Source organism: Pseudodesulfovibrio sp. zrk46, from assembly GCF_012516435.1.
Classification (GTDB): Bacteria; Desulfobacterota; Desulfovibrionia; order Desulfovibrionales; family Desulfovibrionaceae; genus Pseudodesulfovibrio.
The window spans coordinates 159,628-183,951 of sequence record NZ_CP051216.1 but is presented as its reverse complement, the minus strand read 5'-3'; the positions used below and the strand labels follow the sequence as shown (position 1 = coordinate 183,951).

Annotated in this window: 18 protein-coding genes; 13 read left to right on the top strand and 5 right to left on the bottom strand. The window is 55.8% G+C overall.

Annotation, left to right across the window (positions count from 1 at the left end; translation table 11 throughout):
• Positions 1-32 precede the first annotated feature (32 nt).
• Positions 33-623 (top strand): hypothetical protein, encoded by a 591-nt coding sequence (locus HFN16_RS00840; RefSeq protein ID WP_168888895.1) that lies wholly within the window; start codon positions 33-35, stop codon positions 621-623.
• A gap of 93 nt (positions 624-716) precedes the next feature.
• On the opposite strand, the gene HFN16_RS00835 is transcribed toward HFN16_RS00840, so the two are convergent.
• A complete protein-coding gene (locus tag HFN16_RS00835) occupies positions 717-1,232 on the bottom strand; it encodes a PH domain-containing protein (protein ID WP_168888894.1) in 516 nt (171 codons plus the stop codon).
• 144 nt (positions 1,233-1,376) lie between these two features.
• Here HFN16_RS00835 and HFN16_RS00830 point away from each other — a divergent pair, with 144 nt between their 5' ends.
• From HFN16_RS00830 to HFN16_RS00810, 5 genes are read left to right on the top strand one after another with little or no spacing between them, the layout of a single operon-like run.
• Entirely contained in the window at positions 1,377-2,351 is a 975-nt protein-coding gene (locus tag HFN16_RS00830; protein ID WP_168888893.1) for a phosphate/phosphite/phosphonate ABC transporter substrate-binding protein, read from the top strand.
• Between the two features lie 8 nt (positions 2,352-2,359).
• Complete coding sequence (locus HFN16_RS00825; protein WP_168888892.1) at positions 2,360-4,453, top strand: ATP-binding protein; 2,094 nt, start codon at positions 2,360-2,362, stop codon at positions 4,451-4,453.
• Positions 4,454-4,462: 9 nt separating this feature from the next.
• Complete coding sequence (locus HFN16_RS00820) at positions 4,463-4,822, top strand: response regulator (RefSeq protein ID WP_168888891.1); 360 nt, start codon at positions 4,463-4,465, stop codon at positions 4,820-4,822.
• Between the two features lie 3 nt (positions 4,823-4,825).
• A complete protein-coding gene (locus HFN16_RS00815) occupies positions 4,826-7,276 on the top strand; it encodes a PEP/pyruvate-binding domain-containing protein (protein ID WP_168888890.1) in 2,451 nt (816 codons plus the stop codon).
• Positions 7,263-8,348 carry a dual specificity protein phosphatase gene (locus HFN16_RS00810; protein ID WP_168888889.1) on the top strand — a complete coding sequence of 362 codons (1,086 nt, stop codon included), beginning with the start codon at positions 7,263-7,265 and terminating at the stop codon, positions 8,346-8,348. Before HFN16_RS00815 ends, HFN16_RS00810 begins: the two co-directional genes overlap by 14 nt.
• A gap of 71 nt (positions 8,349-8,419) precedes the next feature.
• Here the strand turns inward: HFN16_RS00810 and HFN16_RS00805 are convergent, their stop codons facing one another.
• Positions 8,420-10,474, bottom strand: a complete 2,055-nt coding sequence (locus HFN16_RS00805; RefSeq protein ID WP_168888888.1) for a ribonuclease catalytic domain-containing protein — start codon at positions 10,472-10,474, stop codon at positions 8,420-8,422.
• A gap of 93 nt (positions 10,475-10,567) precedes the next feature.
• Between HFN16_RS00805 and HFN16_RS00800 the strand changes: the two genes are divergently transcribed.
• Complete coding sequence (locus HFN16_RS00800) at positions 10,568-10,840, top strand: SemiSWEET transporter (RefSeq protein ID WP_247648395.1); 273 nt, start codon at positions 10,568-10,570, stop codon at positions 10,838-10,840.
• Between the two features lie 296 nt (positions 10,841-11,136).
• Here the strand turns inward: HFN16_RS00800 and HFN16_RS00795 are convergent, their stop codons facing one another.
• On the bottom strand, positions 11,137-12,411 hold the full coding sequence (locus HFN16_RS00795) for an IMP cyclohydrolase (RefSeq protein WP_168888887.1): 1,275 nt from the start codon (positions 12,409-12,411) through the stop codon (positions 11,137-11,139).
• A gap of 256 nt (positions 12,412-12,667) precedes the next feature.
• Between HFN16_RS00795 and HFN16_RS00790 the strand changes: the two genes are divergently transcribed.
• The 6 genes from HFN16_RS00790 (at position 12,668) to HFN16_RS00765 (ending at position 19,978) form a co-directional block, all read left to right on the top strand.
• Positions 12,668-14,338 carry a methyl-accepting chemotaxis protein gene (locus HFN16_RS00790; RefSeq protein WP_168888886.1) on the top strand — a complete coding sequence of 557 codons (1,671 nt, stop codon included), beginning with the start codon at positions 12,668-12,670 and terminating at the stop codon, positions 14,336-14,338.
• Between the two features lie 168 nt (positions 14,339-14,506).
• Positions 14,507-16,726, top strand: a complete 2,220-nt coding sequence (locus HFN16_RS00785; RefSeq protein WP_168888885.1) for a bacteriohemerythrin — start codon at positions 14,507-14,509, stop codon at positions 16,724-16,726.
• Positions 16,727-16,874: 148 nt separating this feature from the next.
• The gene (locus HFN16_RS00780) at positions 16,875-17,264 is read left to right on the top strand and encodes a hypothetical protein (RefSeq protein WP_348771080.1); all 390 of its coding nucleotides are present in this window, start codon (positions 16,875-16,877) and stop codon (positions 17,262-17,264) included.
• A 112-nt stretch (positions 17,265-17,376) separates the two neighbouring features.
• A complete protein-coding gene (locus HFN16_RS00775) occupies positions 17,377-18,642 on the top strand; it encodes an adenylosuccinate synthase (RefSeq protein ID WP_168888883.1) in 1,266 nt (421 codons plus the stop codon).
• Positions 18,643-18,656: 14 nt separating this feature from the next.
• Positions 18,657-19,496: a DNA polymerase III subunit delta' gene (locus HFN16_RS00770; RefSeq protein WP_168888882.1), complete on the top strand. Its 840-nt coding sequence runs from the start codon at positions 18,657-18,659 to the stop codon at positions 19,494-19,496.
• Positions 19,497-19,498: 2 nt separating this feature from the next.
• Positions 19,499-19,978, top strand: a complete 480-nt coding sequence (locus tag HFN16_RS00765) for a GNAT family N-acetyltransferase (protein WP_168888881.1) — start codon at positions 19,499-19,501, stop codon at positions 19,976-19,978.
• On the opposite strand, the gene HFN16_RS00760 is transcribed toward HFN16_RS00765, so the two are convergent.
• Both HFN16_RS00760 and HFN16_RS00755 read right to left on the bottom strand, forming a co-directional pair.
• Positions 19,975-20,292: an antibiotic biosynthesis monooxygenase gene (locus HFN16_RS00760; protein ID WP_168888880.1), complete on the bottom strand. Its 318-nt coding sequence runs from the start codon at positions 20,290-20,292 to the stop codon at positions 19,975-19,977. The genes HFN16_RS00765 and HFN16_RS00760 overlap by 4 nt on opposite strands.
• A complete protein-coding gene (locus HFN16_RS00755) occupies positions 20,289-24,119 on the bottom strand; it encodes a class I adenylate cyclase (RefSeq protein ID WP_168888879.1) in 3,831 nt (1,276 codons plus the stop codon). Before HFN16_RS00755 ends, HFN16_RS00760 begins: the two co-directional genes overlap by 4 nt.
• Between the last annotated feature and the right edge of the window lie 205 nt (positions 24,120-24,324).

Sequence of the window (24,324 nt, the reverse complement as noted above, 5' to 3'; positions counted from 1 at the left end):
GGGCGGCCCCATAAAATCACATAGGAACAAGCATGACCGGCCAAATGATTTATGAATTTCTCGATCCTTGGTTGATCCCGGCATTTCGCTTGACCGACAATCCGTATGTCGGTTTTGCCATCGGTATCTTCTGGATCTGCCTCGTTGCCACCATCATCGGTGAGCTCTTCATGGCTGGCGTCTATTTCCTGAATGCCAAGCACTTCGCCCAGATTAACCGTAACATGGTCAATCATCACAATCTCTCGGTGAAGGCTATCGGCGCCAAGAACAAGGAAGCATGGAAGGCTTGCAACTCCATCGCCAACGATGCTTTCGGCAAGAATTTCTTCTCCCACATCGCTCTGTTCGCATCGTCCCTTTGGGTCGTACCGTTTGCCATTGGCTGGATGTTCTATCGCTTCGGTGAAGTGGACTTCATCGTGCCGCTTATCGGCGAAGTGGGCCCTCCGTTCATCTTCATTCCTGCCTACATCCTGACTCGTTGGGGTTTTGGCAAAGTGAAACATCACATCCCGCTGTTCCGGATGATCAAGCAAAAGATCAAGGAGAACGAAGGGGAAGAGGAAATGATGATGTTCTCGGACATCGTCAAGGACAAGCGGCAGCCAGCCGAATCCTAAGAATTTCGAGCAAAATGAAAGCCGCCCCAAGGGGCGGCTTTGTTCTTTGAAGCAAAATTGGTGAGACGGCGTGAATGCCGTCCGCTGGCAGCGCTACTTGCCAAATACCTCGGCCACTTCGGCGGTGAACCCTTCGAGATCGGCGGGGCCGAGCAGGTAGAAGCGGTCTTCAGTTTGGATGCAGAGCACTTCGGGCTGCTTGGCGACGACTATGGCTTCGCGGTTGTCTTTCACGATAATTTGACCGGAGCGGTAGCCTGCAAAGTGCATGAGCTTCTTGGATTTGACGACCTTGAAAGCCTCATCAGTGTTCAGGTTGGCCGGGAAGGTCTTGACTACGGAAGCCCATGGAATAACCGCACTGGCAAAGGGTGGTGCAGCCAGAAGGATGCCTTCTTCGGCCACAGTGATGGCGGCCCGTTTGGGCGTGATGTAGATCATGTACCAGTAGAATACTGACAACGGCCCGGCTACGGCGATGAGGCAGATGGCCGACCACATGAACCCGGAACGGAAACACCAGACAACGGCAGCGGTAACCGCGGCCACGAAAATGAGGAATATGGCCAAAACGGCCTTTTTCATCGGTACTTTATATGTTTTTCCCATGTAGAATCTCCTTATTGCCTTACGCGCGCAAGAACAGTCATACGGTGAATGCGAAGCGTTGCCAAGCGCTATAACATCTTGGACTGAATTGCGAAATGTTGTACTGTTGCGAGGATGTTTGACCGAGATACCAAAAGCCGAATTATGATTACATCAAAAAAACGTGCACGCAGCTCCAGAAAAGGGCTTTCCCTCATCATTCTCCTTGCCATTGTGTCCTTGGGATTGCTGACGGCCTTTTCGCTTGTCGGTTGCGGTGAGAATGAAGGCGAGGACTTGGTTCGGGTTGATATGAGCAAGCGGGAGAAAATCACTGCACCGCTCCGAAAAGACGCCATTACCTACGCCTACCTGCCGCAGTATTCGCATACTATTTCCTTCCAGCGTCATCGCGCTTTGCTGCAATACCTGCGTGAGGCTACCGGCCTGCCGTTGCGCCAGATTTTTCCGGATACCTTTGACGAACATATCGCCATGGTGGAACGTGGAGAAATCGACATCTCTTTTTCCAACCCCTTTGTGTACGTAAAGCTGGCCGAGGCCGGCGCCACGGCATTTGCCCGTACGGTTGAGCCGTCGGGAAAACCCTATTTTCAAGGGCAGATCATCTGTCGCAGTGATAACCCGACCATCAAGAACATTTACGATTGCCGGGGCAAGCGTTGGATCGCGGTCGATCCTGGCTCCGCTGGCGGCTATCTGTTCCCCCTTGGTCTCTTCTATGACAGCGGCATCAAGCTGAATGATTTTGCCGAGGTGGACTTTGCTCCCGGCCCGGGTGGCAAGCAGGAAAAGGTCGTGCTTGCGATTCACGCGGGGGCCTATGATATCGGTACAATCCGAAAGGGCGCACTGGACGTTGTGGCAGGCAAGATTGATCTCGGTGACATTCGCGTACTGGCCGAAACTCGTCCTTATCCCGGCTGGGTGTATGCTGCCCGCAAAGGGCTGGACCCGGAAGTTGTTCATGCCGTTTCCGATGCCATGTTTGCTTTGAACAAGGATACGCCCAAGCACAGAGAAATCCTGTTATCCGCAGGTATGCGCGGTATTATTCCGGCTCAGGATGTCGATTACGATCCGGTCCGCGAGCTGGCTGACAAGCTGGGATTGAACTAGGGGGAGATGTGCGCGTTTTCAGCAGAATGAAATTTCGCACCAAGCTCATTTTGGGCATGTCGTCTGTGCTTATTGTCATGGCGTCATTGCTGCTGCCTCTGGTCGGTACCATGACCTCAAACACATTGGTGGAAGAGAGCAAGAAGCGTGGCTCTGCGCTGACAGAGAGTTTGGCATCGCGAGCTGTTGATCCCGTGCTGGCGAGGGACTTTCTGCGTCTCAAGAATATGGTTGATGAGCAGATTGCCGTGGGTGACGTCATCTACGTGTTCGTGCAGGACAAGCATGGACATGTGTTGGCGCATACATTTCACAAGGGCTTTCCCGTAGACCTTATCAAGGCCAATACGGTTCAGGACGACGCCAAGCTCCATATTCAGCTGCTGGGTGACGGGCTGGAACGTATTTACGATTTTGCCTCGCCCATCATGGTTGTCGGCGACCGTCTGGGCACGGTCCGCGTCGGGTTGTCCAAGACCCGTATCGATGCCTCCGTGAACAGGCAGTTGACCACCATGGCCGGGTTGTTTGCCGGAGCGTTACTTCTCTCCACAGTGCTCGGAACCTTTTTCGCCCGTCGCGTAACCCAGCGACTGAGCCATTTGCGCGAACACGCCGAGGCCATGCTCATGGGCAACCTCGACACCCACTCAGGCCCGCGGGATGTGGTCCATTGCTGGGAAGTGCAGAACTGCGGCATCACGACCTGCCCGGCGTTTGGCGAGCGCCGTCGTCGGTGCTGGTACATCGCCGGAACCATGTGTCCCGAGTGTCCCGATGAAGCGGGTGACTCCCATGACTCCTGCCGCGAATGTGTCGTGTATCAGAAAGGCGCTGGTGACGAGTTGCAGGATCTGGCCGAGACCTTTGACGTCATGGCCCTGACTCTGAAGACGCACATTGAGGAGCTTCGCAGCGCCGAACAGACCCTTCGTGATCAGCAGCGGCTCATGCGTACCATTCTGGATGTGACGCCTGACCGCGTTTCTCTGGTGGATACCCGGGTGCGCTATCAGGGCGCGAACCTCAGCTTTGCCGATTACGTAGGCAAAGAGCTGTCCGATATTGAAGGCAAGACCGACTTTGATCTGTTCGAGGAGCAGGAAGCCGAAGAGCGCCACATGGCGGCCCGTGACATCCTGCAATCCGGCGAACGTCTGGATACACAGGTGGTGGTGAGGACCGATGAAGGGGAACGTTGGTTCCACGTGGTCTGTATCCCGGTCTATGACGACAACGGAGCCATTTCTGGTCTGTTGCGAACCGACCGCGACATCACCGATATCAAAGGCTACGAGAAGCAGTTGCTGCAGGCCCAGAAGATGGAGTCCCTCGGCCTCATGGCTGGTGGCGTTGCCCACGAAATCAACACGCCGCTTGGTATCATTCTGGGCTACGCTCAGCTGTTGCAGGAAGACGTGGAACAGGGCAGCCAGATTCATCAGGACCTCGCCATCATCGAGAAGCAGACCAAGGTGTGCAAGAAGATCGTGGCCGACTTGCTCGGTTTCTCACGCCAGTCTCATTCCACCAAGCGGGAGATGTGCTTCAATAACTCGGTGATGGAGGCCGTGAGCCTTGTCCGCCACACCTTCTCGATGGATCATGTGGAAATCATTCTCCAGCTGGATGACCGTTTCCCCATCATCTATGGCGACCCGGAGAAGCTCAAGCAAGTGTGGATCAACCTGCTCAACAACGCCCGCGACGCCATGGTCGGCAATAATTCTCATGGTGGCGTTGTGACCGTTCGTACGTTGCTGGATACGCCCAGTGGCGTAGTTACCCTCTGGGTGGCTGACTCGGGTGAAGGTATTGAGCAGGATCAACTCAAAAATATTTTCGATCCGTTCTACTCCACCAAACCGGTGGGAGTGGGAACCGGGCTCGGCTTGTCGGTTTCCTTCGGTATTATCGAGGACCACGACGGCCACATTTATGCCACCAGTCCGGTGCCGGCGGATTTCAATTTTCCTCAATCAGAGGATATCGAATATGGCCCGGGGACAATCTTCGAAGTAGTGGTGCCTTTGGACCACAGTGAAGATGAACTCCCGGCGCCCGCAGAAGACATCAAGGCTGATAGTGCCGACATTCCCTAAGGAGGAACCATGGCCAATATTATCGTAGTAGACGACATTTCCGATGCTGGCATGCTGGTTAAACGCATCCTGGAGCGCAAGGGACACACCGTCAACGCGTTCACCGAAGAAGAGGACGCTCTGACATTTGTGGCTGAGAATCCGGTGGAACTCGCCATTCTTGATATCAAGCTCAAGAAGATGACCGGGGTGGAGGTGCTTGAAGAACTCAAGAAACTCAAGCCCGAGATCAAGGCGATTATGCTGACCGGGTATCCCACGCTGGAGACCGCGCGCGACGCACTGCGTCTTGGTGCGCAGGAGTATTGCGTCAAGCCCATCAACAAGGATGAGTTGGAGACCAAGGTCGCGGAAGTGATCGGAGGCTAGCGGATGCATATTGCACAGCTCTTCAAGCACTGGACATATCAGGTCTTTGCACCCGGCACTCTGCTTCGCCGCAAATATGAGGCGTTCAAGTCTTTACTCCGGCACGACGCTATTGCGCTGGAACTCATCGCCGATCTTGAAGAGCTTTTTTATGGAGAAACACTGGCCGACCGTCAGCGGGCAAATTATCTGGCGGGCAAGCTGTCCGAGTCCGTGGGGACCATGGCTGGGCAGCTGGTGGAGATGAACCCCACCGGCTACATGGAGCTGCCCGAGTATTTTCGCAAGATCGAGTTCTACGTCCGCATGGCCTTGGAACTGGAACAGCCCGAGGTCGGTCCGCCGTATATCCTTACCCTTGAAGACGCTGCCTCTTTCCCTCATTTGGCCGGAGGCAAGGCCTGCAATCTGGGCCGGGCTGCCAAGGTAGAGGGCGTACCTGTTCCCAAGGGATTCGTGGTCACAGCCAATGCCTACAACTATTTCATCGATTACAATGACCTGAATGGCAAAATCGAGGATAGGCTTCGCCAGATGGTGGTGGGCGACCGCGACCTGTTGGCCCGACTCACCGCTGAGATGCAGGAGCTGATCCTTGACGCCGAAGTCCCGGAAGAGATTGCGCGTGGAATCCGTTTCGCGGTGTCCGAGATCATCTCCGGTGACGACCTCATTGCGGTCCGGTCCAGTGCATTGGCCGAGGACGGCGATATCTCCTTCGCCGGACAGTATGCCAGCGAACTCAATGTTCAGCCCAATGACGTGCTGGAAGCGTACAAGCGGGTATTGGCGGGCAAGTTCTGTCCACGCGCTGTTTCCTATCGTATTTCCAATGGGTTGACCGACTCGGAAACCGCCATGGCCATTTTGGTCATTCCCATGGTGGACGCTGATAATGCAGGCGTGGTCTATACGCAGGATCCGGATTGCCGGGGCGGCAACTCCATTGGCGTGTACGGTGTTCATGGTCTTGGTGAAGCCCTTGTTGACGGCAGCATTTCACCTGACAAGGCGACTATTTCCCGGGTGGAACCATTCGAATTGGATCCGGACTGCACCCCTGACGTGGGTGGATTGCCCAGTGAGGACACACTGAAGGAGTTGGCTCGTCATTCCTTGGCGCTGGAAGAAGCATTTGGCTGTCCGCAGGATATCGAGTGGGCCGAGGATGTGACCGGTGAACTGTATATTATTCAGGCGCGTCCACTTCAGAGTGAGCGCGAGGAAGCCGCTGTTGAGCACGATCCCATCTCTGCCATCCCCTTTGCCGAGGGAATGGAACGCGCTGCTCGCGGCGTGGGATGTGGCGAGGTTTATTACGCGCCTTCCGGTGAGGAAATCGCGCGTATTCCGGAAGGAGCCATTGTTGTCACGCCGACCCTCAAGCCTGCGCTACTGACCTTCGTGAACAAAATGAGCGGTGTTATCGCGACGACGGGCAGTCGTGCCAGCCATTTCGCTTCAGTTGCACGCGAGGTCGGATGCCCTGTGCTGGTTGGCGATATCAAGATGCCCGAGCAGGGCGAAGTCGTGACCGTGGATGGCTTTACCGGGAATATTTATGAAGGGTGCGTAGAGGCTATCCTGACCCGTGCTCGTGCAGGCAAGACTGTTCCGGAAAAGGTCATCAAGCAATACGCCAATGTGGTGCCGCTAACGGTCAAGCTCAATCTGACCGACCCGGATGCGGAGGAATTCACTCCGGCCGGATGCCGTTCCATGCATGATGTCGTTCGCTTCTGCCATGAAAAGGCCGTGGGTGAGATGTTCTCGCTGGTGGACAAGCGAGGCAGGGGCATGGGGGCTTCCAAACGCCTCAAGACCGATCTGCCGCTGGTCATGTACCTTCTTGATCTGGGCGAAGGCCTTTTTGGCAACGGCTCCAAAAGTAAGCTGGTTACGCCAGAGGATATCAAGAGCCGTCCCATGTGGGCGCTGTGGTACGGGCTGTCCGATCCGCGTGTAAAGTGGCCCAATAAGATGACCCACATGGACTGGGAAGAGTTCGACAAGATTTCGGCTGGCGTGTTCAGCTTTGATTCCAAACTGCTTGCCAGTTATGGGCTCATCTCATCCGATTATCTCCACCTCATGATCCGTTTCGGCTACCACTTCTCGGTGGTGGATTCGGTGTGCGGATCGGATGTAGGGGCTAACTACATCAATTTCCGTTTCAAGGGCGGTGGGGCCGGTTTCGATCAAAGATTGCTGCGGCTGGAGTTCATCCGTCTCGTGCTGGCGCGCTATGGTTTCGAGACCACTACGCGTGGTGACATGATCGACGCCAAGTGCGCAAAGATGTCGGAGAACGAAACTCGCCGTTTGCTCATGCGACTGGGGTATCTTATGGCCGTCACTCGCCTCATGGATATGCGCATGGAGAACGAGGAGCAGGTGCAGGCCGAGGTAGAACGATTCATCGAGGATGCGGAGAGCCGCGATGTTCGGATTTAGGAAGAAAAAACAGCAGTACGCCTATCAGGTCACATGGGTGACCGATCAGCTCGGCGTGGGGCATGCCCCCATGAGCCATGCCCAGCTTGAGGCCATCAAGGTGCAGGGTATCGACGCCATCCTCAACCTGTGCGGTGAGTTTTGTGATCTGCATGACATCGAGGCCGATGCCGGTTTCGAGGTCCATTATCTTCCTTTGGAGGATGAGGAAGCTCCCGAGTTGATCGAGCTGGAAAAGGCACTGGAATGGCTGGACGAGGCCATCTATCTTGGCAAGAAGGTGCTTATACACTGCCGACACGGTATCGGACGAACTGGCACAGTCCTCAACTCCTATCTCCTCCGGCGCGGCCTGGGGCACAAGCTCGCAGGCAAGGCGCTCAAGAAACTCAAGAGCAAGCCTGCCAACTTCGTGCAGTGGCGCACGGTGCGCAAGTACGGCAAACAGTCGGGCCGTCTGACGGTGCGCGAACCGTCGCTAGAGGTCAAACGCCTCGTCGATCTCTCTCCATTTTTTAATGACTATGAAGAGTTGGTAGAGCGTGTGAACGAGCTTGCCGGTGATGGCCCTCAAGGTATCGCCTGTGGTCTGGATCACAAGGAATGCTGTACTACTCCGGTTCGTCTCAGCCTCGCCGAGGCCGTTCATATCAGCCATCGAATCAATCTCGAATTGACTGGTCAAGCACGTCTTGAAGTCATCGAGCGGGCCGTGGAAACCGCCCAAGGCGAACGCAAGGCGGCTAGCGATATCGGGCAAGAGGGTGAAGATAGCGAATACTGTCTGGCATCAGCCAATACGATTTGTCCGTTGCTGGTGGAAGACAAATGCCTGCTGTTCGAACATCGTCCCTTGCAGTGCCGTGCCTTTGGTCTGGATGAGAGCGCAGATGGCGACCTGTGGGCGCAACTGCTGACTCCGGCTTTGGACAAGATCTCTTCCGAAATATGGTTCGCCTACACCGGCTCCATGGCGGTAGATTTGCCACTGTTTTCGTTGGCGGATGTTGCAAGCGGCAAGTTCATGGAGACTATTTTCAAGTACATGATGAAGCAGGGCTTGGACGCCTAGCTTCTCATACAAATGGCACTAAAAAAGCCGCTCCATTTGGAGCGGCTTTTCTTGCTTATAAAGTGCGGTAGCTACTCTTCCAACGCTTCGGCTATGCGGATTTCGTTGGTGAGAGGATCGACCCGGGTGAAGTTGATCTGGAATCGTTGGCCCGGGTAGAGCTTGTCGCCCAGGAGCTTTTTGGGAGCGCGGACGTTCACCTGAAGTTCCGGCATGGCGAGGGTCGCCATGGGACCGTTGTCGTCCACCATGACCGCAGACTGGAACTGCTTGCGGCGTTTGGCAAGGTACACCAGCTTCCAGTAGCGTGGGCGGAACCGTTGCACGGCACCGACAGATTTGACGCGCAATCCGAGGGTGACGGCCAGCTTGTCGAGGGCGTCCTTGTCGAGGCGCGGCGTGCCGTCTGCGAGTTGTGTACAGACCTGCGCCATGTTGATGAGATCAGTGTAGCGGCGCAGCGGCGAGGTAATGGGCGCATAGGCCGGAACCGCAAGGGCTGCATGACGTTTGGGGGAGGTCTCCAGAATGGGCGGCAGCAGCAGCTTGACCGCGCGAAGAATCTCTGCGGGCTCGGTGAATATACCAGCGGACTCCTGCGGCAGCGCAATATCCTGCGTGCGGTGCAGCAGCGGGATGTCATTGTCTTTTGCCCAAAGAGCAAGGCCGGAGTTGGCGAGAATCATGAACTCGCTGATGACTAGTTCGGAACGCGGTGACTCTTCCTTCAAGGTGATGTTCACCGAAGACTGTGCGCCTTCACCTTCTACAGTCACGATGGGCTCGGGCTTGCGGATGACACAGGCGCCTGCCTCAATGCGACGGGCGATCAGCTTCTCGGCCAGATCATGCGCCAGTACCAGCATCGGGTCGGTCTCATCCCTGATGGCGGCGTCAGCATCTTCGTATGTGATGTTGGCAGTGACCTCGGCCCAGCCGGTACGTGGCTCAACCTTGGTGAGCTTGCCATCCATATCCAGATGGAAATCTGCAAACAGCACAGGGCGCTTGTTTCCGGCAATCAGGCTGTACAGTTCGGTGCCAAACTGTTCTGGCATCATGTGTGCCGTGCCCTCAGGAAGATACAGGGAGGTAGCGCGGTTCATGACAGCGCGATCCAGCGGGGAACCGAACTCCCAGTGGGCATCGGGGCGGGCCAGAATGATGGTCAGCTTGTAGCCGGTATCTTCCTTTTCGATAAAGAATGCGTCGTCGATATCACGGGTGGTGATGGCGTCGATGCTGATATATGGGGTTGGATCGATCTCTTCGGACTGATTGGAAAATGTGTTTTCTATCTGTTCAATTTCATTGCTGAATGATTCAGACCATTCGTTGCCCCAATCATATTCCGCCTCGTCCAGCAGGTAGTTGTGGTGGCGCGGCAGGATGCCCCATGCCTGAGAAAGAAAGAGTGCGAGGTGTGGTGTGTCCGGCAGGCCTTTGCTGATGGCAGTCCAGATCTTGCGCTCGTTTTCGTCGAGGTTGTCGCCAACTTTGCGGCGCAGGATGCCTTTCAGGTTGTCGGCAAGGTCGTCCTCAAACACGGGCAGCTTAGGTTTGCGCCCCTGATTGTATGCGGCCCACAGCTCCTGAAGCAGCACCTGGCCTGCGGAAACAATGGCTTCGCGTGCTTTTTCCTCGGCCTTCTGGCGCATCTTGAGTTCGACCTGTTCCTCGGACCAGATCTCGAAATTCGGCGGGCGGAACTTGAAGTGGGTCTTTGCTCCCAACATGGCGCGGCCGAGGGCGGCGATTTCATCCTCATTCGGTTCTTCCCACAGGAGCCCGGCGAACCATGAAAGGGGGGCGCTTTCCAGTTCCCCTTGAGCGAGGGCCCATAGTTCCATGACGTCCAGTCCGGCTTGGATTTCTCCTCGCTTTTCCTGATGCGAATTCAGGATATCCTGAATCTCCTGACGGTTGGATTCGCTGTCATGCACCGGGCCGTGCCAAGGCAAAAGGCGCGCGGCAGGCAGCTTCATCTCACGCTTGTTGATGGTCAGGATGCGCAGTTTGCCCGAGGCGTCTTCCAAGACCCAAGCGAGCTGGGGCTGGTCGCCGTGCATGAATTCCACCACCGTGCCGGGGCGGAGGGTAGGGCCGGGGATCATCGTTTTAGCCATGTATAACTACTTTATTTTCTGGTCACTTTGAGTGTGACCGTTTTTTAACACGATTTTGTTGCCAGCGTAAGTACGCCGGGCTATGCAGTGTCCATGACTCGTGAAACCATGGAAATCATCGGCATCATCGCCGGGTGCTGCACCACCGCTTCTTTTGTTCCGCAGGTATTACATACGTGGCGGACAAAATCCGTGGAGGATATCTCCCTGCGTATGTATCTGCTGCTCTGCACAGGTGTGACGCTTTGGCTCGTCTACGGCCTGCTTGTGGATTCACTGTCCGTTGTTCTTGCCAACAGCGTGACCCTTGTTCTGGCCGCGTCCGTGCTGGTCATGAAGCTGCGGTTTCGGAATCCTAAAGAGTGAAATCAGGTGGGGAGGTCGGTCTGCGGCCTCCGATTGTCAGGTGATTTCGCCTCTGGCGGGCTTAAGGCCGAGGGCCTTAAGAATCCCGTATGCGCCTTCGGCGCGGAAATTTCTATTATCAATCACTTTGCGCCTTCAGGCGCAGAATGGGATTCCAAAGGGTTATAGCCCTTTGGCCGCCGGAGGCGAAGTCATCAGACATCGCCGCGTAGCGGCATCCTCTTTAGTGTCTTATCTAAAAAAAGACTTCGCCGAATCGTGTTCGGCGAAGTCTTTTTTTTCAATGTCTCGCCAGTTTAGTGCTTGAAGGAGCGCTGTCCGGTGAAGACCATGGCCACCTGCGGGGTGGCTTCGTTCACGGCGGTGATCACTTCGTTGTCGCGGATGGAACCGCCGGGCTGGGCAATGGCGGTGACGCCCTGATCGATACAGAGGTCCACGCCGTCGCGGAACGGGAAGAAACCGTCGGAAACGACTACGGAGCCGGGCAGGCCGCCGCGAGCTTCTTCGGTGCGCTTCTCGATGTCTTCCAGCTTGGCCTTCATGTCTGCATCCTTGATGGCTGCCAACTTCAACTCGAAGAGTGACATTTCCAGTTCCTTGGATGCGAGCAGATCGGCGTACTTGATGTAGGCCTTGGTGGTGGCGAGGAGCACGCAACCAACGCGGTCCTGCTCACCGGTGCCGATGGCGGTGGTGACACCGTCGCGGGCAAAGATGACGGAGTTGGAAGTTACTCCGGCTTCTACGGCCCAGGCAAAGAGCATGTCGTCCGCTTCCTGCTTGGAGGGGGTGCGGGCGAGGAAGACGTTGCCGTCCTTCTCTGCCTTGGCTTCGATGAAGTCGTCGGCAGTGAGGATGCGGTTACGGAAGGAGAACTGGAGCACCATGCCGCCGTCGGAGAGGGACTTGATGTCCAGGAACGGCTGCTGGGCCAGTTCGGCCAGCTCGGTGATGCCGGGAATCTGCAGGATGCGCAGGTTCTTTTTCTTCTTCAGCAGCTCAAGGGCTTCGTTTTCGAATGCCGGGGCTGCGACCACTTCCACGTAAACCTTGCTGATGTGCTCGGCAGTGGCGAGGTCGAGGGTACGGTTGACCACAACAGCGCCGCCGAATGCGGCAATGCGGTCAGCCTCGAAGGCGCGGCGGAAAGCTTCGGCTACGCCGTCTTCGGTCCAGGCTGCGCCGCACGGGTTGTTGTGCTTCAGAATCAGCGCGGCGGGCTTGGCCGAAAGGTATTGCAAAATATTCAGTGCGTTATCAACGTCGGTCAGGTTGGTCTTGCCGGGGTGCTTGCCTGCCTGGAGCATGTGCTCTTCGGTCAGTGCGGAAACAAGGCCCTGTCCTGCGCCGATGAATTTGACGCCACCCACTTCGAGCGCGCCTGCCACCGGCTCGTAGAGCGCGGCGGGCTGGTCCGGGTTCTCGCCGTAACGCAGACCTTTGGTCTCGCCGTCGATCTCCCAGGTGCGCTTGCGGAAGGTCAGCTCCTGGTCGCCCAGAGTGAGCTTGAGGTCCTCCGGAAACGGGTCCTGCTGAAGGGTACTATACATTTTTTTCAGATCACTCATGTCGGTAAACTCCCTGTTGTTCTCTCGGTGGCGCGGTCTTAGCACACCTTCCCACGGCGGGCAAACGTCTCCTCAATAGGCAAATGGGTGGGATATTCATGGTGTGAAATGCATAATAACGGTCAAAAAATCATTCAACGTTGCAGTTTATAATAAGATTCTAATTCCCACATATTAACAAATGTGGCATAGTTGATCCAAAGTTGTACAATAGTATGCAGATCTCAAATTGAATGGGCAGAAAAAGGGGGTTGTCATGAAGCGCTTTAGGGATTGGGGAATGAGGAGCAAGATTCTCAGTTTGTTCCTCGCAACTGTGGCCCTGGTTCTGATTGGGCTGCTGGGATACTTTATCCCGGTTGTTGGCAATTCATTGATGGAAGAAAAGCGCGTCGCCACCAAGAGCGTGGTCGAGGTCGCTTATGGCGTCATCGATTACTGGGCAGGGCAGGCCGCCTCTGGTGCTGTCACCAAGGAAGAGGCTGAAAAGCGTGCCAAGGACGAGATTCGGGGTTTCCGCTACAAGGGTAGTGAGTATTTCTGGATCAACGATATGAACCATGTCGTGGTTATGCACGGTGCCAAGGCTTCCCTTGAAGGCAAGGACGTAAGCGGTCTCAAGGATGAAGATGGCGTTTACCTCTTCCGGGAAATGGTCACTGTCTCCAAGAAGCACGGACAGGGGTTCGTAAATTATCGTTGGCCCAAGGCCGGATCTGACCAGCCTGTTCCCAAGATCTCCTTCGTCAAGCTGTATAAGCCTTGGGGTTGGATCGTGGGTAGTGGTATTTATGTCGACGATGTTGAATCTCAGGTCATGAGTCTCAGGTTGCAGATTTTGATACCCACCATCATAGGTATCGCACTGCTTATTGCCGTGGTCATTTTCGTTGTTCGCGGATTGGTCCTGCCGTTGCAGCAGGCACTGATCGTGTCCAATGCCATGGCAGAAGGTGACTTGACCCATGACATTGAGGTCAAGAGTCAGGATGAAGTTGGTCTGTTGACCCAGGCGATGTCAGACATGCTGACGGCGCTCCGTCGGGTTGTCGGCGAAGTCGCTACCGCTACCGAGCAGGTTGCTGCCGGTAGTGAGGAGCTGGCATCCTCCGCCACCATCCTGTCCGAAGGTGCCACTGAGCAGGCCTCCAGTGTTGAAGAAGTCTCCGCCTCCATGGAAGAGATGACCTCCAGCATTGAGCAGAACGCCAGTAATGCAAAGATCACTGACGACATGACAAACAAGGCGGCCACGGATACCGAGCGCGGCGGCGATGCCGTAGCCAAGACCGTGGAGGCCATGAAGCAGATCGCTGAAAAGATCTCCATCATTGAAGACATTGCCCGTCAGACCAACCTGCTGGCATTGAACGCAGCCATTGAGGCCGCGCGTGCCGGTGAGCATGGTAAGGGCTTTGCAGTTGTTGCGGCCGAAGTTCGCAAGCTGGCCGAGCGTTCTGGAACCGCCGCTGCCGAGATCAGTGAACTCTCGGTGTCCAGTGTGGAAGTAGCGGAACAGGCCGGTGAGCTGCTTGGCCAGATCGTGCCGGATATCCAGAAGACCGCAGAGTTGGTGCAGGAAATCGCAGCCGCGAGTAACCAGCAGCGCAACGGCGGTGATCAGGTGAATTCCGCAGTGCACGAAATGGACAAGGTTATCCAGCAGAACGCTTCCGCTTCTGAGGAAGTCGCCTCCACTGCAGAAGAGCTGGCCGGTCAGGCGCAGCAACTGCAGGAAAGCATGCGCTTCTTCCAGGTAGGCGGATATGGCGGCAACACCATGATGCGCCAACCTCCTGCACCAAAGAAGACTACCGTGGTCAATCGTCCGGCTCAGCCGCTCCCCTCGGCTGCTCCGGCACCGAGTAAGGGCAACGGCGTAGACTTGGGCATGGATGACGATGATACCGGATTCGAGCGCTTCTAATTAATAAAGAACCACTAATATAAACAGGGCTTTTCCGTAAAAGGAGGGGCCCTGTTTGTTGTTATTTCCAGCAGAGTCGGTTAGGTTCTTCATAATGCGCTTATTTCCCTCTGTCGGAAGTGGGCTTGAAGTCTCGCAGACAGGCATATCGTTTTTTTGGAGGACTGTGTGAATATCAAAATGCGTCTTATTGGTTCAGTGGCACTCATTTCTCTGATCATTGTCGGCATGTTCGCCGCCACTTGGGTCGTCACCTCAAGCCAGAAGGATGACAGCCTGATCATCAATCTTGCTGGAAGACAGCGGATGCTCAGCCAGAAGTTGGCCAAGGAAACGTTGGCATATGGTGCGAGTGGCAATGCTGCTTACAAAGCAAATATCGAGAAGACCATCGCTGTCTTCGAATCCACCCTTATGGCGTTGTCTGATTCCGGTAACGCTCCCTTGAGCTTGGATCCCGCCGGAGCAAAGGCCTCTTTGCCAGCAGCCAGCCCTGCCGTGTACGCTCAGTTGGGCAAGGTGAAAAAGCTGTGGGTCGCTTATCGTCAGAATGTTGAAGAGGCTGTGGCTTCAGGACAGCCTGATGTGACCAAACTCTCTGCAATCAGCCTGAACGTGCTCAAGGAAATGAATAGCGCTGTGGGCATGATGCAGAAAGAGTCGGAAGGCCGGGTTACTACTCTGCTCATTGTACAGATGGTCGGCGTGGGAGTTGGAATTATTATCGTCCTCATTGTCCTGATCAGCCTCAACTCTCGGCTGACGACGCCGCTTTCCAACCTGCAGAATTACGCTGGTGAGGTGGCCAAGGGCAATCTGGATGCGAAGATTGAGGGCGACTATGTTAAGGAACTGTTGGTCCTCAAAAATTCCATCGTCACCATGGTGGAGAATATCAAGGAAAATATCGCTGAAGTGGCGTCTCAGAAGACCGAGGCCGAACGAAATGCTTCGACAGCACGAAAGGCCAAGGAGGCGGCTGAAAAACAGCAGGAACAGGTCAAAGAATTGCTGGATGCCATGGCTAAAGCCGCGCAGAAGGCTAGCGCAATCTCTCACGATGTGGCCGGTTCCGTCACTGAATTGGCTTCTCAGGTGGATGAGGTCAATCACGGTACAGATGTACAGCGTGACCGCATGACCGAGACTGCCACGGCCATGGAAGAGATGAATGCGACTGTTCTTGAAGTAGCCAATAATGCTTCCAATGCAGCAGAAGCTGCCGCCCGTGCTCGTGAAAACGCACAGACTGGTGCCGAGGGCGTGCGTCAGGCTGTTACTTCCATTGATGCAATCAAGGATCAGATTCTTGATCTTAATGAATCCATGTCTGAGCTCGGCCAGCAGGCCGAAAGCATTGGCCATATTATGAACGTGGTCACGGATATCGCTGACCAGACCAACCTGTTGGCCCTGAATGCCGCCATTGAGGCTGCCCGTGCCGGTGAGGCCGGTCGCGGTTTTGCCGTTGTTGCAGACGAAGTTCGCAAACTTGCCGAAAAGACCATGGACGCCACCAAGGAAGTCGGCGGGGCGGTCAATACCATTCAGGAACAGGCCCGCAGCAATATTCGCGCTGTTGAGAATTCCGTGAAGGATATCGTCAAATCCACCGAAGCAGCTAGCGAATCAGGGCGGTTCATGGATGAGATCGTGGCCATCGTCGAGGATACCGCCAATATGGTGGAATCCATTGCCACGGCGTCGGAAGAGCAGTCTGCTGCCAGCGAAGAAATCAATCAGGCCGTGGCCGACGTTACCCGGGTTGCTTCCGAAACCGCTGAAGGCATGGCGTTGGCTGCGAAGAAACTGGACTCCATGGCTGCCATGACCTCTGATCTGGATGTTGTTATTCGTGACATGTCCACAGGTTCGGCTCAGGTGGAGAAGGCGGGCCGGGGACTCAAGGAAATCGAGGCGGAGCTCAAGGTGCAGGGCTTGCGCATGTCAGATCGCTCCGGTCTCAGGGCCAGCGATTCCAGCGGCATGATGCAGTGGACCGATGAACTGTCCACCAATATTCGTGAGATTGATGAGCAGCATATCCGTTTGATCAATCTTATCAATGCCCTGCAAAAGGCCATGGTGTCCGGCAAGGGCAAGGAAGCCGTGGCGCAGGTGCTGGAAGAGCTCAAGGATTACACCGTATTCCACTTTGCACACGAAGAGACGCTGTTCGAGGAGTATGACTACCCCGAGACAGAAGGGCATGTGCAGGCGCACAAGATGTTCGTGGAGAAGGTTGTAGAGTTCGAACAGAAGATTTTGTCCGGTAAGGCATCGGTGACAATGGAAGTTCTTGATTTCCTGAAGGATTGGCTGGTGAAGCACATCATGGGTGTGGATCATCGATATAGCCCGTACTTCAACAAGAAGGGCCTGTACTAGATTGTCGAAATTGAATTAATCGCCTCCGGCCTCGTTCTGGGGCCGGGGGCGATTTTGCGTTGGCGGGTTGACGGTAATTTTGCTATGGCTAAAAATCCCGGCGTTCGCGCCAAGTACAATGTAAGGATTAACCATGTCTGATTCATATATGGAAAAGGCCCTTCTCAAATTGGCTCGTCAGATCAATGCGTTTGACGAAGCCTCGCTCATGAGCCTTTGGGAAAAATATGCGGAAATCGTGGCGAACTTCGAACCCACCAAACGATGGGAAGAAGCGGTTATCGTTTTCAATCTCATCCAGTCCACCCGCATGAAGAACCAGCTTTTCAACTACAACTGGGCGCAATCTCGTATGCCCGGTGAAGAACCTTCGGATATTGATCTCATGGCTCTGACCGCGCCGCAGACTCCCGTCCAGAGGGAGCCCGTGCAGGACTCCCCAGAGGCGCTGGAGGCGGAAGAGGCCGCCCGGGAAGAGGAAAAGAAGAAGGCGCGTCGGGGCAAGCTACTCACTCTGACACCGAAAAACAGGAAATAATTCATACCCTCCTGTAGTTGACATACGTACATATTTATACTTACGGAAGATAACCGTTTGTGTGCGTAAATTCCGCCGGGACGGTTTTCCCGGTTTTTTAAGGAGCAATAACATGGCCAATATTGTGGTTTTCGGCTCTCAGTGGGGAGACGAAGGCAAAGGCAAAATCGTCGACATGCTGGCAGAGGACTCTAAGGCTATCGTCCGTTTTCAGGGCGGTAACAACGCTGGTCACACTCTGGTAGTGGACGGCGAAGAGTGCATCCTGCATCTCATTCCCTCCGGTGTTCTTCACGAAGGCAAGCAGTGCCTCATCGGTAACGGTGTGGTTCTGGACCCGTTCGTTTTCTGTGAAGAGCTGGACAAGCTGGACGCCAAGGGACTCGATGTCTCCGCGGCCCGTATGATGATCAGCAAGAAGACTCACATCATCATGCCTTACCACCGGCTCATGGATTCGGCCCGTGAGGCCGCCAAGTCCGATGACGGTAAGATCGGTACCACCGGTCGCGGCATCGGCCCCTGCTACGAAGACAAGATGAATCGCTGCGGTATCCGCGCCGGTGACTTCACCGACACCGATCTGCTTAAGTCTAAGATCGCCAAGGCTTTGGAAGAGAAGAACGTTCTGTTCCAGCACCTGTACGGTGCAGAGCCCATGGATGTCGACGCTGTCTTCAACGAAGTTCTGCCCGTGGCTGAGCGCCTCGTCCCGTATCTGGGCGACGTGTCCTCCGCCATTCAGGAAGCGAACGGCTCCGTCCTGTTCGAGGGCGCGCAGGGTACCCATCTGGATATCGATCACGGCACCTACCCGTTCGTGACCTCCTCCAATACCGTCACCGCCAATGCTGCTGGTGGCGCTGGTTGTTCCCCTCGTGACCTCGATCGCATCATCGCCATCGTCAAGGCCTACACCACCCGTGTTGGTTCCGGCCCGTTCGCAACTGAACTGTTCGACGCTGACGGCGATTACCTGCAGAAGCAGGGCCACGAGTTCGGCGCAACCACCGGCCGCAAGCGCCGCTGCGGTTGGCTGGATCTGGTGGTGCTCAAGGAGTCCGTCCGTTTGAATGGTCCCACCGAGCTCGCCATCACCAAGCTGGACGTGCTGTCCGGCCTCAAGGAAATCAAGCTCTGTACTTCCTACGAATACAAGGGTGAGCAGATCGCCTACCCGCCGCAGGAGCAGAACGGCATGGCTTACGTCACGCCGGTTTACGAGACCATGCCCGGTTGGGATGACGACATCACTGGTGCTCGTTCCTGGGATGAACTGCCCGAGAACGCGGTTAACTACCTGCGTCGTATCGAAGAGATTACCGGCGTGAAGATCGGCATCGTTTCTGTCGGTCCGGACCGAGTTCAGACATTCTAAGGAGGGAACGGTAGATGACATCGAACGCCGATCCGTTGGCTGCCCTCATAGGGCACGAACACGCGGTCAAACGCCTCAATGCCATCGCCCATGATCCTCCGCAATCCATAGTTATCGAAGGGGGCGATGCGGATAGCCGCGTCGCCCTCGCCCTGTATTGGGCCATGCGTCTTAACTGCGCCTCCGGTTCCATTCCGTGTGGCCAGTGTCCGGCGTGTAAGCAGATCGCGGATTTCGCATTTAATGACCTGATTATGTTTGATGGTCGCGAAGGGTTGATCAAGGTGGAACCTGTCCGTGAGATGCGTGGCACTTGGGGCCAGCCGCCCAACGGCGACGGCCACCGCGTGACCGTGTTTGCCGAGGCCCAGATGTTCATGACCGAGTCGGCCAACGCACTGCTCAAGACGCTGGAAGAACCGCGTCCCGGTAATGTGTTCGTGCTGACTGCACCACAGCGGGAGCGATTGCTTGAGACGCTGGTATCCCGTTCGTGGGTCGTGACTTTAGCGTGGCCCGATGTTCGGCAAAACAATCCCGAGATCGATGAATGGACTCGTGCGCTGGTCAATTTCTGGTCCAGCGGCCGCGGCTGGTTTGGCCGCACCTCGGCAAAAGGGGCGGTGGACAAGCACCTCGCCATGCAGGTGGTGCTGGGCATGCAGCGTGAACTGCGCGAAGCCCTGTCCGGTAACTGCGCTACGCCGCTCTCCAATACCATGCGTCAGCAGCATGATCCTAAGTCTCTGCGTCGCATCGGGCTCATTCTCGATCAGGCCCAGGAAGCCCTCAACACACAGGTCCCGGTGAACCCGGCCATGGTGCTCGACTGGGTCGCCACAAGGATGTTCTAGTCATGCGCATCACGCCCTACGTAAATCAGTCTTCCGACGAGATCATCAAGCTCATCACCACCATCCAGATCGAAGAGTTCGGCGTTGCCACCTCTGCCGAGGCCCAGCCCGACCTGCGGGATATTCCCGGCTTCTATCAGCAGGGGCGGGGCAATTTCTGGCTCGCCTATGTGGAAGATGATCTGGCTGGCACCATCGCCATCAAGGATTGCGGTGACGGAGTGTGTGCTCTGCGCAAGATGTTCGTGAAGTCGGAATATCGTGGAAAGCAGCACGGCGTTGCTGCCGCTCTGATGCAGACGTTGCTGGAAGGGGCAAAGGCTGGCGGTGTGAGTGAAATCTATCTCGGCACCGTGGACGTCTATCACGCCGCCCATCGTTTCTACGAGAAAAACGGCTTTGTCGAAGTCGCGCGTAATGACGTCCCTGACTCCGTCCCTCTCATGGACGTAGACGTCAAATACTACCGCTATCGTTTTTAGCGAACGAAGCTGTTCTGTTTTTCCACCACACAGATTCGGGTGGTGAAATTCTCATACCATTCTTTCCGGCCCAGTTTCTGAGCCTTCAAATGTTCCGGGTGGAGCCGCCATGCTCTGATGGCTTCCAGTGATTCCCAATAGGAAACAGTGATCCCGGTTTCTTCTCTGACGGATTCCACACCGAGAAATCCTGGCATTGTCTGGGCAAGGGCCAACATGCGTGCAGCCGTTTCAGCGTACCCCGTGTCGACTTCAGTGCGAGTGGAAGTGAAGATTACTGCGTAGTACGGCGGTTCCGGTTTATTCAAACTCATATGAGATTGATCCTCTTGCATTGTGATCCCTTGGGGATGAACAGCAGCATCTGGGGTGCATCAATCACAGGCTGATCGAGATGCTTGGCGAGATACTTGGAAGGAAATTCTTCGAATTCCTTGCCGGGATTGCGGAAGGTCTTGCAGAACATTTCGCCCCAGTTTGTCGTATAGACACAGGACACGGTCTCAATCTTCTTCGCCTCTGTTGCGGTGATCAGGTTGAAGATCATGAATACGCGGGTCACGCGTTCGGCGTCTAAGCCTTCGTTGATGTCTCGCTCGAAGGTTTCGTCAAAGGGGAAGAACTCATACATGGCGGGCATGAGTTTCTGCAGGTCTGCCACGGAAAGGGGCGCGATGGTGCGGTCCGCCTGCAGCAGGCTGCGCGGATTGTAGATGCGGTTCGCCAAAAGCCATGTGAGCATGATGACTGCGTCGCCGCTGCGGTGCAGCAGTTGGAGCGAATCGGCTGACTTCTTTGCTTCGGAGCGGGAGCCGCCTCGTGCGATCCAGATGGGTTTCTTGCCCGGAGCCTTCTGTGCGGAAAGATGAAGAATCGGGAAACCGTCACCTTTGGTGTCCATGAACGGTACTCGCATGATCTTGTTGGGCTTCTTGGAGAAGTTCGCGCCGATGCGGCGGCCCATGCGGGTAAGGTCTTCGGCATTGATGAGGGCGTCGGTGCTGCCGTTCTGGCGCAACGCTCCCTGAATACGCTGGTAGGTATTCACCATGTACTCACGAACCGCTGAACCCATCCTGAGTGATTTGTCGAAGGTCCACGGTGTGTCTGCGGAGCAGATCTTGTCCGGATCGGTGTATGCCTTGCCGAACAACGCTTCAATGAGACTGGCATCCTCGGGCCGGGCGGGCAGATTCATGAAGAAGGGAATATCGCAGAGGTTTGCCTTGAACTTGAATGACTCGGTGAGAAGGCCTGCAGCTTTTTTGTCGCCACGTTTGGCGTAGTAGCCGCGAAGGGTGGAGAAGAGGGTGGCGTACGGATCGGTCCGCTTTACCCCTCTACGGCGCATGAACAGGTTGTGCTTGATGCGGTCACACAAGGGAATGGGTGAAGTCTTGGGGTCGGCATACGTTTCGAGCAGGCCGAGTTTGAGCACCGACTTGAAGGGCGAGTGGACTGCCTTGACCATTTGCCACAGTGAACCACCGAAATATTCATCGGCCGGAACCGGCGCGAGGTGGCCGAAATCTTCCAGGCGAGGGCGCCCTGTGAGAGGATAGCGACGAGCTGCCTGCATGTATTTATCGTAGGTTGCCTTGTCGGTTCCGGCAGGTGTTACCCACCACGCAATGTGTTTGCCTGCTATGCGCAGGGCTGTGCGGTAGAATTCCTCCTTGAGCAGCAGCGCCTGTGCAGAGCCGGAGCTCTCTTCGTCGCCGGAAGAAAAAATATTGGCGCGTACGTCGTCCATGCGCATGGGGAAGAAGTGCGCTTCCATTCCGAATTCACTCTCTGCCCATAGCCCGAGAGCATCAAGCTTGCGCTTGAGTCCCGCCTCTTCCTGCATGGTCAGGTCGCCGTCGTAGCAGACCCATGCATCGATGTCCGATTTGGCGGTCTGGGCCACGGAGCCGAGACTGCCCATGGCGTAGACAGCCACGATGTTGACCGTGGCCTTGGCCCGGTTAGGCTTGTGTTCCGGGAAATATTGTGAGGCGAGTTCCAGCGTGGTCAGTCCGGGAGTGTAGCCCCACACAGAGCAGGAAGGCACGCCTTGAATGTCGAATTTGTTTTCGAAAACATCGGTGCCAAGCAGGTACGGCAGAATGCGAATGTATATCTGCTGGTTGAGCTCAAAGGCGTTGATGGCGCGACTCAGACGGGCGCGGTTGTATGCCTGCATTCTTTCTTCGCGGCGGAAGAAGGTCATCTCGCGAGCCCAGGCACGAAGGACCTTCCCGGCAGCGCCGGGCGGGGCAATATTGGGGTCGGGCAGAGGTTCGCTCTCAGCCTTGGATGCCTGTGTGGAGAACTGCCGGACCCGGTTGGTCAGGAATAGTGAGTGCGGAAGGTCCGAGTGTAAAATGCGACAGTTGTGAACCGTGGAGCCGGGCATGTCTACGGCGTGGAAGGTGGTTCTGGTCAGTGATGCTCCCAGCAGCACGGAATCGCTGAACTCCACGCCTTGAAACTCGGCGGATTCGAAAGATGCATTCGTGAACTCCACCTCATCGAAGCGGGAAGAAGTGACGTGGATCTCGAAAAAGGTGACGCCGGACAGCACTGAGACTGAAAATCCGACTTTGATCATGGTGCCGCTGATGAACGCTGCGCCGCTCAGTGTACAGCCACGGAAGCGACATTCGTGGAACTTGCAGTTGGAAAAAGCCGCACCAGTGAAGTCGCAGTCGTTGAAGGAGCATTTGGAGAAGACAACGTCTGAGAAGTCTGTGCCGGAAAAATCATTGTTGTTGAATGTGCCGCCAATGTGCTCGCCGCCGCTGAACATCGAATTGACGAGCTTGCTGTTGGCAAGTTTGGCGCGGACGAACTTGACGTCGGAAAAGCTGGAGCCGGAAAGGTTAAGTCCGATGAACTCCCGTCCGTCAATCTCCGTATCCGCTACCTTGGAACAGATGAGCTCCATGTCGCGAACATTGCGGGCCTTGGGCAGGACCTTTTCCAATGTCTTTGGCGCACGGCCCAGGATGCGAGTGAGGAAGCCCGGTTTGTGGCAACTGGTGCCTGTATTTATCGCGCCGTTGCCGTTTCCATTGGTGGGTTCTGGAGGGGGTTCAGCGGTCGGGGCCACGCCCGTGCGCGTGAGGCTCTCAACGAAGTCGGGCGCAATGGCGAGAAGGGCGGAGAAGGCATCGGCCTCAGCCTTTTCTCGTTTGTCTTTCGGTAGTGAGGAAAGGTAGGAGATGTGAGCCTTCTCGCCAAGAAGCGGGACACGCGTATTGGCCGCTTTGGCCAGCGAGGGCATCTTCAGGCGCAGGGTGGCCAACAGCTTGCCGGAGGCCGGGGAGTACTGGGCGATGATGCCATCCAGGCAGGGGCCGGCCAGTGATTTGTCTGAGGTCTTGAGCACCTTGAGAAACATGTCGAGTACCGGCTTTGTGCCGGCTTCGGCAAGGTGGCCGACGGTGCGCAGGGCAAGCGGTGTTGCGGTGATGAATCCCACGCTGATGGATACCGCCAGGGTGTGCGCATGCTCGGGATCGTCCAACGCCCAGACCATGTAGCAAAGGTCTTCCATGGCATCGCCGCTGGTGCCGGTTTTCAGAGTGGTGGACAGCCATTCGCCGAACAGCCCGCTGATGATGACCTGCTTGGCAGGAAATGCCAGCGTTTCACCGCATCGGCCCAGTTCGGCAACAAAGGGCGTCAGTTCCTCTGGTTGCACGGCAGCGAGGGAGTTGATCAGCCCTTCCAGCCATTCCCGGGTCTGCTTGTCACGCTGGATGCTTTTGTCCAGCAGCATTTCATGGCTCAGGGCAAGGCGGTCCCGTGCCGGAAGTGAGGTCAGGATGGCGGCCAGCTTACGCATGGGGATGGACTTGCCGTGTACGAACCGGGCGCTGAGGATGCGGCCGAATCGACCTGCTCGCAGCATGGCCCTCAGGCATGATTTGATGGTGGACGGATCCTGGCTCTTCTGGAGGATTCTGTTCAGGGAAAGGACGGTGTCAGCTTTGGGAGCGGCCTGCCGGGTTTCTTCCGGTGGGGTTTTCTCAAGGAAATTCAAGAACCCTTGCACAAGCGGCTTGAGCCCGGCGGGTTCGGATGAAACCGCGTCGGGAGAATAGGAGCGGAGCTCGGCCGCCAATTGTGTAATTGTGTACTCAGGGTCGCTCATCTGTTCCGCCTTTATGCAGATGATACACCAGTTTGCAGTGATTTCCGAGGGATGTAAAGGTCGGTAGGGGGCAGTGACTATTATATTTTTTCAAAACGTGGCAAGAGTATGTGGCTTCGCCGGTATCTCGGAGACCGAAAAAGTGAGGTTTCATGCGGGTTAAACGATCGTTTTAAAGAGAAAAACACTTTGACTCGACCCCAAA